Source organism: Verrucomicrobium spinosum DSM 4136 = JCM 18804 (genome assembly GCF_000172155.1).
In the GTDB taxonomy this organism is placed as follows: domain Bacteria; phylum Verrucomicrobiota; class Verrucomicrobiia; order Verrucomicrobiales; family Verrucomicrobiaceae; genus Verrucomicrobium; species Verrucomicrobium spinosum.
This window is the reverse complement of record NZ_ABIZ01000001.1, coordinates 354,302-366,541: the sequence shown is the minus strand read 5'-3', so window position 1 is coordinate 366,541 and position 12,240 is coordinate 354,302. Positions and strand designations below refer to the sequence as shown.

13 protein-coding genes are annotated in these 12,240 nt (G+C 61.8%); 7 read left to right on the top strand and 6 right to left on the bottom strand.

Translation table 11 applies throughout. The features are described 5' to 3' along the window. Window positions 1-9: 9 nt before the first annotated feature. Window positions 10-1,101, bottom strand: a complete 1,092-nt coding sequence (locus tag VSP_RS01360; RefSeq protein WP_009958215.1) for a substrate-binding domain-containing protein — start codon at window positions 1,099-1,101, stop codon at window positions 10-12. A gap of 122 nt (window positions 1,102-1,223) precedes the next feature. On the opposite strand from VSP_RS01360, the gene VSP_RS01355 reads away from it, so the two are divergent. From VSP_RS01355 to VSP_RS01345, 3 genes are read left to right on the top strand one after another with little or no spacing between them, the layout of a single operon-like run. Further along, on the top strand, window positions 1,224-2,006 hold the full coding sequence (locus VSP_RS01355) for an SDR family oxidoreductase (RefSeq protein ID WP_009958213.1): 783 nt from the start codon (window positions 1,224-1,226) through the stop codon (window positions 2,004-2,006). A 24-nt stretch (window positions 2,007-2,030) separates the two neighbouring features. Beyond that, window positions 2,031-3,005, top strand: a complete 975-nt coding sequence (locus tag VSP_RS01350; protein ID WP_009958212.1) for an amidohydrolase family protein — start codon at window positions 2,031-2,033, stop codon at window positions 3,003-3,005. Next, entirely contained in the window at window positions 2,983-3,744 is a 762-nt protein-coding gene (locus tag VSP_RS01345; protein ID WP_009958211.1) for an SDR family NAD(P)-dependent oxidoreductase, read from the top strand. Before VSP_RS01350 ends, VSP_RS01345 begins: the two co-directional genes overlap by 23 nt. On the opposite strand, the gene VSP_RS01340 is transcribed toward VSP_RS01345, so the two are convergent. After that, entirely contained in the window at window positions 3,716-5,194 is a 1,479-nt protein-coding gene (locus tag VSP_RS01340; RefSeq protein WP_009958210.1) for a sodium:solute symporter family transporter, read from the bottom strand. The two genes, VSP_RS01345 and VSP_RS01340, sit on opposite strands and share 29 nt — an antisense overlap. A 110-nt stretch (window positions 5,195-5,304) precedes the next feature. Here VSP_RS01340 and VSP_RS01335 point away from each other — a divergent pair, with 110 nt between their 5' ends. The 4 genes from VSP_RS01335 to VSP_RS01320 are packed head-to-tail and all read left to right on the top strand — an operon-like array spanning window position 5,305 to window position 8,166. Then, window positions 5,305-6,096, top strand: coding sequence for an HpcH/HpaI aldolase family protein (locus VSP_RS01335; protein WP_009958208.1), 792 nt, complete (start codon window positions 5,305-5,307; stop codon window positions 6,094-6,096). Next, entirely contained in the window at window positions 6,093-6,608 is a 516-nt protein-coding gene (locus VSP_RS01330) for a hypothetical protein (protein WP_009958207.1), read from the top strand. Before VSP_RS01335 ends, VSP_RS01330 begins: the two co-directional genes overlap by 4 nt. Continuing rightward, window positions 6,605-7,177 (top strand): hypothetical protein, encoded by a 573-nt coding sequence (locus tag VSP_RS01325; RefSeq protein WP_009958205.1) that lies wholly within the window; start codon window positions 6,605-6,607, stop codon window positions 7,175-7,177. Before VSP_RS01330 ends, VSP_RS01325 begins: the two co-directional genes overlap by 4 nt. Next, window positions 7,174-8,166 carry a Kelch repeat-containing protein gene (locus VSP_RS01320; RefSeq protein ID WP_009958204.1) on the top strand — a complete coding sequence of 331 codons (993 nt, stop codon included), beginning with the start codon at window positions 7,174-7,176 and terminating at the stop codon, window positions 8,164-8,166. Before VSP_RS01325 ends, VSP_RS01320 begins: the two co-directional genes overlap by 4 nt. Window positions 8,167-8,528: 362 nt before the next feature. Here VSP_RS01320 and VSP_RS01315 read toward each other — a convergent pair whose 3' ends face one another. Genes VSP_RS01315 through VSP_RS01300 form a run of 4 tightly spaced genes read right to left on the bottom strand, consistent with a single transcriptional unit; the run spans window position 8,529 to window position 12,113 of the window. Continuing rightward, complete coding sequence (locus tag VSP_RS01315; RefSeq protein ID WP_075087735.1) at window positions 8,529-9,308, bottom strand: SDR family oxidoreductase; 780 nt, start codon at window positions 9,306-9,308, stop codon at window positions 8,529-8,531. Window positions 9,309-9,316: 8 nt separating this feature from the next. Beyond that, on the bottom strand, window positions 9,317-10,129 hold the full coding sequence (locus tag VSP_RS33330; RefSeq protein ID WP_009958202.1) for an HpcH/HpaI aldolase family protein: 813 nt from the start codon (window positions 10,127-10,129) through the stop codon (window positions 9,317-9,319). Between the two features lie 26 nt (window positions 10,130-10,155). Continuing rightward, on the bottom strand, window positions 10,156-11,118 hold the full coding sequence (locus VSP_RS01305) for a Gfo/Idh/MocA family protein (protein ID WP_009958201.1): 963 nt from the start codon (window positions 11,116-11,118) through the stop codon (window positions 10,156-10,158). Then, the gene (locus tag VSP_RS01300; RefSeq protein WP_009958199.1) at window positions 11,115-12,113 is read right to left on the bottom strand and encodes a Gfo/Idh/MocA family protein; all 999 of its coding nucleotides are present in this window, start codon (window positions 12,111-12,113) and stop codon (window positions 11,115-11,117) included. The genes VSP_RS01305 and VSP_RS01300 overlap by 4 nt, the downstream gene beginning before the upstream one ends. Window positions 12,114-12,240 lie beyond the last annotated feature (127 nt).

Here is a 12,240-nt window from a genome sequence, read left to right as displayed (position 1 = left end):
GTTCGAGGACTAGACGGTGCCACCGGGGAGAAATTTGGGGGTGAGCCGGATGGCACGCACCGGCTCCCGACCGTGTTCTGCCAGGCGGCGCACCGCACTGGAGACCCGCCGGGTGAACTGGCTGAGGCTGGTGGCATAGCGGGCGACAGGAGGCACGGCATGCTCGAGGAAAGCGTCGTCATCACGGGAAATCACGGCAACGTCCTCGGGGATCCGTTTGCCCTTCCGCATGAGGTGCATCATGACGGTGACCACATGCAGCCCCCTCGCCACAATGAAGGCGGTGGGAGGATGGGGGCCGCTCATGGCGCGGTCGATGAGCTTGCACAAATGTGGCGCGGTGCCGTCGTGCCGGATGACGGCAGGTGCGGCGGCAGCTTCCGCAGCCATGGCCTCCAGGAAACCCGTCTCGCTGTCCGCATCGCCACCGAAGGCTCCTTTAGGCAGGACCAGCGCGATGCTCCGATGCCCCTTGCGCCTCAACAAGCCGCCCGCATGGCGGCAGGTGGCGCGGAAGTCAGAGTCAATCGAGGGCAGCGCGATCTCCGGCGAACTGGACCCCACCACCAGACAAGGCAGCTTACGGCGCACAAACCACTGCTGGATGGGATCCTTGGACCCAAAGATCACCCAGGCCGCTGCGGGCACGCGGTTCACGAGAGCATCCAGCGACCGGTCCGGATGCTCCGTGTAACTGGCCGGACTGATGTGCAGCTCAAAACCAAACCCGGCGCTATTGAGGCTGGCGCGCAGGTCGTCCACCAGGCACATGGAGGTGGGGGCCATCTCCAGCAAGGGACGGGAGGAGATGGCGGCAATCAGACGGGACGGCCCCACCTCCGTCACAGCCGACACTCCGGCACAGATGAGGCGACGCTGGCGGGCCGATGCCGTGACCCAGCCGTCCGCCTCCAGCACCTCCAGCGCCGCCCTCAGGGTGGGGCGGCTCACCTGAAGCTGGGCGCAGAGATCCCTCTCCCCCGGCAGATACGCCTGCCAGTGACCTGAGCGCACCCCCTCCTTCAGGCTGTGCACAGTCTGGGTTGTAAGCGAGTACCGCTGGGGCAGCGCCAGTTGCGATGACGGATCAGGGGACGACATCTGGTCAGGGGAAGTGACCAGGAGCCTACGCTTGTTCGCCCGCAGGCCGCAAGCCAAAATCCCCAACCGGCCTGACTGACACGTCGGCCCTCATCCTCTTCCCTCACTACCTCCAGAGAAACATGCACGCCCCGTTGTTTCATCTTCATCAGCGGGACATCTGGGTGTTTGGCGGCGCAGGCTACCTGGGCAGACCCGTGGTGACGCAGCTCGTGGAGATGGGCGCACGCGTGTTGTGCGTGGATCTGGAAGACCGGGCCGCACAGGCAGTGACCGAGACGGGCTGGACCGGGCAGGTCACCCCGGCCTCGTTGAATGTGAACGATGTGGAGGAGTCCGCCCGGTTCGTGGAGTCACAACTGGCCACACGGGGCACGCCCCATGGCCTGGTGGTGATGACGTTCCAGTCCAGCGCTCGTCGGCTGGACGAGCTCAGCGCGGCGGAGTTCGATGCAGCCAACCACGGCAATCTCACCGCCACCTTCTGCCTGGCCCGGCCAGTCGGAGCCGCCATGGCCCGCCAGGGCCGCGGCAGCATGGTTCTCTTCTCCAGCATGTATGGCACGGTGTCGCCCGATCCAAGAATGTACAAGGAGCCGATGACGCCCAATCCGATCGAGTACGGCGTAGGCAAGGCCGGGGTGCAGCAGATGGCCCGCTACTTCGGCGTGCATCACGGCCCTCATGGCGTGCGCTGCAACTCCATCTCGCCAGGGCCTTTCCCAAATCCCCAGGTGCAGGTGGATCATCCGGACTTTGTCAGCCGGCTCTCATCCAAGGTCCCCATGGGCCGGGTGGGCCACGCCTCGGAAATCGCCGGTGCGGTGGTCTTTCTCCTCAGCGATGCCGCAAGTTTCATCACCGGCCAGAACCTCGCCGTGGACGGCGGCTGGACGGCCTGGTGACGCACGAACCCTACATTCCCCCTCATGCTCATCGACTGCCACAACCACGTAGGAGCGGACCTGCTCTTTTATCTGCACGGGGACTTCCCTTACGCCCAGCAGCTCGTGGCCATGATCCACGAGGGCGGCGCACTGGGGGTCACGCACTGGGTGGTGTTTCCGTTTGTTTCCTATGCCGCCATGGATACCACCCGATTTCGCGCCGGGGAGGTGGGCTTTGGCTCCGGTGGACTGGAGAAGGTGCCCTACGCGTTTGAGAACCGCCGTCTGCTGGAAGAGTGTCAGAAGTTGTTTCCTGAAGAAGGGCGCAAGACACTCCCATTTGTGATGGTGGACCCCCTGCGTGAGACCGCCGCCCAGGCGTCCGAGCTACGCCAGCTCAGGGGGCAGTATCGCTTTCACGGGATCAAGATCCAGAGCACCATCATTCAGGCCGACATCAAACGGCTCGCGCATGAAGGGAAGGTCTTCCTGGAACTGGCGCGGGAGTGGGATGTCCCCTTTCTCATCCACAGCAGTGTCGCGGAGAGTGATCTCTGGGCTCAGGCGTCTGATATTCTCGATCTCGCCGAGGCCAACCCGGAAGTTCGTTTCTGCCTGGCGCACTCCTGCCGGTATGACCGCGAGTGCCTGGACCGTGTGAATGAACTGTCCAACACGTGGTTCGACTGCTCGGCGCACTGCATCCACTGCGTGGGGGCGGTGGACGATCTGCCGTACATCGCACCACGGTCGCGCCGGTTCGACAGCGACTACACCCGGCCTGATCGCGTGATCGCGGATCTGGCGGCGGCGTATCCTGCCAAATTCCTGTGGGGCAGTGACTCCCCCTTCTACAGCTATGCCGCCGAGATCAACCACCGGGTGGTGAAGCTGATCAGCACCTACGAGAAGGAGGTGAGGGCATTGCAAGCGAGCCCGCCCGAGGTGGTGACGCGCATTGCCTCCACCAACACCCTCGCGTACCTGAAGCTGCATGATGAAAGCATTCTCTCTTGAGGGCCGGTCCGGCCTGGTCACTGGGTCTTCGCAGGGCATCGGGTTCGCGGTCGCACAGGGCCTGGCCGAAGCCGGGGCACGGGTGATCTATCACGGCCATCAGCCACGTCCGTCCGGCGTGCCGGAACCGGCGGTCTATCTGCTGGCCGACCTCACCCAGGAGACGGCGGCAGAGCAGTTGATGGCCAATGCCCTGGCGGCGGATGCCGCACTGGATCTACTGGTGTGCAATGCCGGCAGCTTCTTTGACCTGCCGGTTTTGGAAATGACACGGGAGCGCTGGGAGCGCACCTTCGCGCTCAACCTGACCTCCACCTTCTTCCTGGCACAGGCGTTCGCCCGCCATCTCGTGGCGGCAGGCAGGCCGGGAAACATCGTCATTACCTCCAGCACCAACGGCTTTCAAGGAGAGGTCAACTCCTGTGCCTATGATGCCAGCAAAGGGGCGCTGCTCATGCTCATCCGCTCCCTGGCCGTCTCCCTGGCCCCCCACGGCATCCGGGTGAACGGCATCGCACCAGGACTGATCCGCACCCCGCTCACCGAGGAGTGGATGGTGCCCCAAGCCAAAGAACTGCTCACACACTATGAAAACAAGATCCTGCTCGGACATGTGGGCGCGCCCGAGGACTGCGCTGGTGCGGTGGTCTTCCTCTGTTCCGAAGCCGCCCGCTACATCACCGGCGAAGTCATCGTGGTGGACGGGGGGCTCACCGTGGCACAGATCGGGAAGGTGTAAGCAGGCCCACCAACACGGTGACCAGACAGCCGATCATGCTGAACCAGAGGAAGGAGATCGGCACCGGATCACCGCCACCCGGAGGAACCGTCTTGTAGAACATCAGACCGATCGGCGCGAGAAACCCGGCCACGCAACCCAGGATGGCCCCACGGCTGTCCACCCTGCGGCTGAAGATGCCCAGCAGGAACAGCCCCAGCATGGGACCGCCCACGAGACCTATGACGCTGTTCACCGACTCCACCAGATTGCTCTTCATGGAGGCAATACCGAAGGCAAGCCCGGTGACCAGCGCTCCGTAGAACAACGTGAACAGCTTGGCGCGGAACAGCAGGGCTTTTTCGCTCCACATCCCGGGCTTGGTGAGCGTCTGGTAGAAGTCACACATCGTGGCGGAGGTAAGAGAATTCACCCCGGAAGACACCGTGGACATGCTGGCCGCAAAGATGGCGGCAATCAGGAGACCCGGCAGGCCGACCGGAAGCTGGGTGATCACGAAGTAAGGCAGGATCTGGTCGGCGCGGTTGATCTGCCCAGTGGTCAGCGGGTCGCCAGTGCTGTGATAGAAGGCGTAAAGCACGAGCCCCGTGCCGTAAAAGAGCACCAGCACCGGCAGGATCATCCAGAGCTTGATCCACAAGGAGCGCTGCGCCTCGCGCAGGCTGGTGGCCGTGAGATAACGCTGCACAGAGACCTGATCCGTGGCCATCTGCACCAGGTTCAGGAAAGCACCACCGATGATGACGCCCCAGAGGGTGACGCGCTCCCTGGGATCAAAGGAGAGGCTCACATCCAGTTTCCCACCGGCTTGGGCAATGTCCCACACACCGGCCAGACCGCCGGGAATCTTCCCCAGCGCCACCAGCACAATGATCAATTGCCCGCCAAAGAGCACGCCCAGCTGCATGATGTCCGTCCAGATCACGGCCCGCATGCCGCCCATCATGGTGTAGATGGTGGAAACGACGCCCGTGCAGATGATGGTGAACCAGAGCGGCATTCCGGTGACCTCCTTCAACGCCAGAGCCGGTGCATAAGTGGCCGCCGCCAGCCAGAGGGATACTCGCAGGATAAACAGGCCCGATGCCAGCAGACGAAGCGAAAGGGAGAACCGCTCTTGAAGAAAATGATAAGCCGTGAAGTAACGGCTGTTGTAGAAGTGCGGCAGGATCCAGATGCAGGTGAATGGCGTGGCGATGAAGAAGGACAGCAGCACCAGGGAGAAGGCGATGCCGTTGGTGTACACTTCACTGGGCCCTGCCAGATAGCTGATGCCCGAGAACAGTGCGGCAAGAATCGTCATGGCGACCACGAAGCGGTTCATATGAGCTCCGGCCAGGAAGTACTCCTTCAGCGATTTCTCGCCCCGGGAAAACCACATGCCGATGAACACAGACGCCGCGAGATAGACAGCGAAGATACCATAGTCGAGCAAAGTAAATCGTGCCATGCTCGGGATACTACGGGGATGGTTTGTGCAGACTTTCTGCATGATCATAAATGTATAATTTTCTGCAACAAGCCTCATCTCAAATTTCACGTTATTCATCCTCCATAGTCATGATCACGACATCCAAACTGCTTGCAAAGATCCGCAACGGAGGAGTGGCCCGCGCCTGCTCCACCGGCTCCCCTGTCATTTATTTCCCAGCACTCGCCGCCCGCTTCGGCTACGACGCCGTGTGGATGGATGCGGAACATCGTGCCTGGGAGGCGGGCGACATTCGCGAGATGATCCTGCGGCATCATCATGCGGGCATCGACTGCATCTTCCGGCCTTCACTGTCTGGAAAGGCAGCGCTGTCACGCTATCTCGAAGACGGAGCCGCTGGGCTCATGATTCCGCATGTGAACACGCCGGAACAAGCCCGGGAACTGGTGATGCATACGAAGTTCCCACCTCTGGGAGATCGCGGGCTCGATGGCTCCGGGTTGGACGCGGGCTACTGGATCCACAAGCCGGATGACTATCCCGCACGGGCCAACCGGGAGACTGCATTGGTCGTCCAGATCGAGACCCCGCTCGCCATTCAAAACGTGGAGGCCATTGCCGCTGTGGAAGGTGTGGATCTGCTCTTCCTTGGTCCGGGCGATCTCTCGCTCCGACTCGGTTGCAAGCCGTCAGTGCAGGATCCTGTACTGCGAGACGCGGTGGCCACTCTGGCCGCTGCCTGTCGCAAGCAGGGCAAGCCCTGGGGCATGCCAGTCGGCAGCGTGGAAGATGCCCGCACCATCGTGGAAATGGGTGCCCAACTGGTGGCAATGGGCAGTGAATTCTTTGGCATCTATCGGGAACTGGAAGCCTGCTCTTTCAAGCTGGATGAACTGCTGGGGAAAGGAGATCCGTCATGAACGTAGAGCCTTCGGTCGCACTGCCGTATCGCGACACCAAACCTCAAGGCGCTGCCGACTTTTACATGGCCATCAATGCCACCTTCCGTTTCATTTTGAACCGGCTGGGACAGGAAGGGCTGCGCCGTTACTGGTCGGACATGGGCCACCGTTACTTTGCCCCGGTTTCCAGACGATGGCAGACGCACGGAGCCGCGGGCATCGCCCAATACTGGCAGGCCTTCTACGAGGCCGAACCTGGCAGTGAGGTGAGCGTGACCCAGGACGACTGCGAAGTCCGGCTGGACGTGAAAGTGTGCCCGGCCATCGCGCACCTGCGCCAGCAGAAGAGGGAGATTGTGCCCTGCTTCTGCGAGCATTGCTATTTTGTGAGTGAAGCCATGGCGGCACCCGCTGGTTTCACCGTACGGGTTCAAGGGGGCAACGGCCGCTGTGTACAGAGGTTCATTCCTCTCAGCACCGGTCGGCCGCCGCAGGATCTGGAGGAAATCACCCTCGCATCCCTGTCATGATCGGTTGCTACGACTTCTGCGGACACTATGAGTGGACCTTTGCCTGGCTGGAGGCGGAGGGCGGCCACGACCTGGTCTGCCAGTATTGGGAAGAAGGCATTTCCAGGGACTCTCAACAGCATGCGCGGGAGCTGATCCTTCCGCAGGGCTTTGCCGGCATGCGCGCCTACTGGGGCCACACGCTGGATCACGAGGCGGCAGGATACGCCATTCACGCCACTGAAGAAGTGTTCCGCATCGACATGCATGAATGCCCGTCCAAGGGATTCCTCATCCAGAACGGACTGGTGCAGTACCGGGACTATTGCGACCACTGCATGGGCTGGATCGGTCCCATGATGAAAGACGCCGGATTCGTTATTGATCACGAACACAACCACTGCGGCCAGTGCTGGTGGGAGATCCGCCGTGAAGAGAGCACCGCAGGACCCTCTGAAGAGGGCCAACTCGCCGGAGCGGCCGATGTGCGCCTCCACCCCGGATGGCAGACGCCATCCAGTCCTCATGATCTCTATCGTCGGGCCACAGACCCTGACGACAAATGCCCTCTCCCTCCTCCTTCGTCATGAAACCTCCCTGCCACCTTCTCATCACCCTCACTGTGATTGCCCTCACCAGCACGCAGCCCGTTGCTGCGGAGACTTGGGTATCCATCGCCCCGCTGCCCGAACCCAATGCCGGATTTGCCGCAGGATGGGTGAATGGAAAACTGGTCATCGCAGGCGGGACCAACTGGCCGGAAGGCGTGAAACGCTGGCTGAACAAGACCTGGGTCTATAATCCCGGGACCAATCAATGGACACCCGGACCCGACCTGCCCCACCCTCTGGCCTACGGCGCCGGGGCAAGCGATGGTCAGCAACTCTGGATTGCGGGCGGTGCCGATGGAAAGATGGCACGAAACGAAGTGCTGGCGCTGACGAAGGAAGGCTCGTGGCAACATGTAGGCACCATGAACCACCATGTTGCTTTTTCGGGTGGAGCTTTTATGGAGGGCAGTTTGTGGATCTATGGCGGCACACCTGATCCCGATGATTGGAAGCAGGTCACAACGGCGTTGAGCTCGGTTTCCACGAGTGGCAAGGCTTCCAATGAAAATCCCCTGCGCCGGGAAGGTCCGGGGATTGGCCTGCCTGCAGTGGTGGGAAGCGGCAGGAAGGTCTATGCCTTCACCGGGGCATGGATGTCAACGGAGAATGGCCAGGTGCAGAACTCCGCGGAAGCGGCAGCATATGATATCGCCTCCAAGACGTGGACGAAGCTGGATCCGTATCCCGTCAGTGCCCGCGGTGTCGCCGCCGTGGCTTTGGATGATCAACATATCTATCTTGCGGGTGGCTACGGCACCGATGAACAAGGGTTTCTGGATGCAGCGTGGATCCACGACGTGCGGACCCAGCAGTATCGCAAGGCATTGCCGTTGCCGATCAAGGCGCTGGTGTGTCTGGTGAAGGGAGGAGATGGCTTCATCTACGTGCTCGGTGGTGAGGATCAGAAGAAGCACCGCAGCGCAGCGTGTTTCCGGATTCCGGTGGCGGCGTTGTTGAAGGAGGAGTGAGGAAGTCCAGCAGATGCCGTCACCGCGTCAGGGTCGCAAGCGCGCATTCATCGAACCCGGAGGGTTCACCATGAATAGCCATGGGTCGGGCGAGCTTTGCGAGCCCTACCCATGGTAGGCGCACAACATCCTGAACCGCGGAGCGGTTCGCCCATCGCGTCGACCACCCCTGACGCCTTTCCGCAATTTCACGTCCATCCCAATGCGGACCACTAGGCCTACCGCTCCGCGGTAGGATTTGCCCATTCGCCTACCATGGGTTGCACTCGCTACGCTCATTTCACCCATGGCTATTCATGGTGAACCCTCCGGGTTCGATGAATTTCCGTCCCGAATCTCTCATCCACCCACGATTCTTCCCGTCACTTCGCCGTGTACCCGCCATCCACCGGCAAATTCACACCGGTCACATACCTGGACGCGTCACTCAACAAAAACACCACCGCCCCGCCCAGGTCATTGTCATCCGCCATACGGTTCAACATGGTGTGCTCGCTGTACCGCTTCACAAACGCCTCCGGCTGGTGATTGAAGAAACCACCCGGTGACACGCAATTCACGCGCACGTCCCGAGGCCCGTACAACGCCGCGTAGAACCGGGTGAGATTGAGCATCCCTCCTTTGTGAAAGAAATAGTCTGGCGGCATGTCGCCGATGGCCGTGCCCTCATACAACTCATAGCTGGGGCCGATCATGCCCTGGATGGAGCCGATGTTGACCACGCTTCCCCGCCCGGCCTCGGCCATGGCTGCACCGAAGACCCGGTGCATGAGCATCAACCCGGTGGCATTTACCCGCATGGAGTCCTCCCATTGGGCCACGGTCCCCTGAGCGCCCTTCATGGGACGGAGCACCGCGTTGTTCACCAATCCATGCAAAGGCCCGTGCTCCACCTGAATGCGCTCAAACAACGCGTTGATAGAAGCCTCATCCCCTTGATCAAGAAACTCCGCCTGCACCGTGGCCCCTGACGCGCGCTCCTCCTCTGCCACCACCTGTAGCTTGGCCACATCCCGGGAAGCGAGGATCAAGGTGGCCCCCGCTCCAGCAAGGGCGCGCACCAGACCACGGCCGAACAGGCCAGCACCACCGGTGAGAAGGACCACCTTGCCAGTAAGACTGAAATTGCTGAGGGTGCTCATATTGCCGGTCATTTGTCACTGGAGTTGTACACGGCCGCAGGGGCCACCGCAGGAGTGCCCTGATACTCTGCCACCAGTTGATTGAAGGCGCTGCCCAGACAAAGGACATCCGCCCCCAGATTGAAGATGCGCCAGCCCTCCTCTTCAAGTTCACGTCGCGGGCCGATCATACCCGGCATCATGAGGTGTTTCCCATGCTGACGGCCTGCCGCCGCCACCCTCTTCCGAGCCGCGACCACCTCCGGATCATGGATCTGCCCCGCCTTTCCGATCAGATGGCTGAAGTCGCCCGGGCCAAAGAGCAGGACATCATAACCTGGCACTGCGGCAATTGCCTCGACCCGATCCAACGCCTCAGGAGACTCGATCTGGAAGATCAGGAGCTTCTCCGTATTGCTGTGGTGCAGGTACTGCTTTATAGGCACCTGGCAAAAACCGCCGTCGATGTTGCCCCCATCAATGGGACGCCTGCCCAGCGGCTGGAAGCGAGTCATCTCCACCAGCTTGCGGGCCTCCTCTTCTGTGGAGACATGCGGCACCATGATGGCCGTGGCATCCAGTTCAAAGGCCTTCACATAGTCACTGTACGCCCCCTTGCTGACCCGTACGATGCTGTCCAGGTCATGCAGCCGGGCAGCCCGCACCTGGTGCTCCAGATTCGACCAGTCATTCGGAACGTGTTCATTGCAGATCCAGACGCCTGATGCTCCAGAAAGGCCCGCCATCTCGATCACGCGGGGGTCGTTGAGATTGAGCTTCAGCGTGCACGGATTGGCACCGTTGCGGAGCTCCCTGAGGATGCGGCTGGGACGGAGGATCATGGGGTGGCGGTATGAGGAGTCAAAAATCAAGCAAGGGTTTCCTGCAGAATGCTGGCGAGCGAAATAGTCTGCCCACCCCGCTCCCGGCTGCGGCGGCCGGCAATGAGGATGCCCATCAACTCCACCGTCTGGCTGAAATGGAACGGCGGCTGGCCGGTCTGCAGCATCTGGATGAAGGCCACGAGTTGCGCCCGGAAGGCGTTGTAGTAGTCCCGGCAGAGGAAGGGCATCTGTGCCCCGGTGCCATAGAGATGAACGGAGCCAAAACTCCCCACCGCATCCTGCACGACCCCGAGCGTCACCGGCACCCCGCTGCGATGCGTGAGATGCACGATGTCCGAGCCCTGGCGATGCTGGGTCTGCACCGTCTCGAAGCCCGGTCCCAGCAGAGGATAGACGGCTTCCAACGCATGAATGCCATACCGCTCCCAGCTCTTGCAGGTGAAGCTGGTGATCCAGCGCAGCTCCCCCAGTTGCTGGCGCTGCTCCGCGCTCAGCTGGAGTTCGGGGGCATAACGCATGCCGCTGCTGCTGAGCAGGACGGCCCCGGCGCGCTGCCATTGCACAAACTGCCGCAAGTCTGCCAGATTCGTCGCCATCGGCTTGTCCACAAATACAGGGAGCCCCGCTTCGACAAATGGAGCCACCCGGCCCACATGATCGTCCCCGTCATCCGTGGCGATGACCACCGCATCCACCAGGCCAATGACATCTTCCGGCCGGGAAACCACGTGCTCGATGAGGCTCGCCGCTGCGACCTTGCAGGCATCCGCAGGGTCATCCGTCCAGACATGCGTCACACGGGCATCTGGGATGCCGATGCTGGCGAAGTCCTGCCTGCCCAAATAGTCCAGGATGGTGGGATAGGGACACTGCGCCATGGCGCCGGGATCATAGCCATTGATGATGGCACTCCAGGAGTAGGGGTGACCATTGCCCTCGATCATGCCCAGCATGGCCAGACGCAGTGGTGGTTTCGGGATCGTCATGAAACTTGCGAGATGGTCACCGGCACGCCTTCCGCAATGGATTGCAACGCCGCCCGGTTGAAGCGCAGGGTTTGCACGGCCTCTTCAAAGCTGCAGAGCGGCGAGGGCCGGCCTTCCATGCCATCCAGAAAGGCGTGCGCCTGCCGGATGAAAAGTTCGTCCCGCTCCAGAGGGGGCACCGTGTGCCAGGTCCAGTCTGCGCTGCCCCGTTGCAGGACTCCCCAACGCTGACGGTGGCCCTCAATCGCGAGGCTGCCCTCTGTGCCATGCAGGAGGATGAACGTTTCATTGGGCGCTTGAAACTGGTTCATGGCATAACTCACCATGGCCATGCCGTGGCGGGCGGCCACATTCACCGTGTCCTCCACTGTCACGCCTTCCAGCATCTGGTGGCTGCCATCGCAATACACCTGAGTGCAGGGGCCGATGAGCCACTCCACGGCATTCACCAGATGAGTCAGCGCATCCTGCACTGCACCGCCACCCTGCTCATGCCGGGCGTAGTAGATCTCGCGATAAGCGGGCCGGAAGGTGGGGAAGTGCTGCCCCGCCATCACGGTGGCATGCAGGACGGTGCCCAAGCTGCCTGTCGCGACATAGTCCCGCGCTGCCAACACCCAGGGCATGAGGTGATACACATAAGCCACCGCCACGTAGCGAGGATGCTGCGCCAGAGCGGCACGTGCTGCAGGCACTTCATCCAGATCCACCGCCAGCGGCTTCTCCACCAGTACGTGCAGACCATGCGCCAGCAAGACCTGGAGCATGGGCAGATGCAAGGGAGCCGGCGTGCAGATCACGGCTGCATCCCATCCGCCAGTCGTGAGAGCCTCCTCGATCGAGGAGTGACATGGCACCCCGTAGCGCTCCTGCATCGCAAGGCGAAGCTCTTCGCGGGTCTCCACCGCCGCAACCGTGCAGCGCCCCGTGCTTAGGAAACAGCGCAGGTGCCGTTCCCCAATGCTGCCGCAGCCGATGATGAGTATGGATGGCATGTGAGGCGACCACTCAATGCCCGGGGCAGATAGGGGTAAAGAGGATTCCCCTGGTCAGGCGAAGTGACCAGGATGATGTGATGGTGAGGCCGACAAACCCGTTGCCTACTGCCCGTAGTCCTCGCCG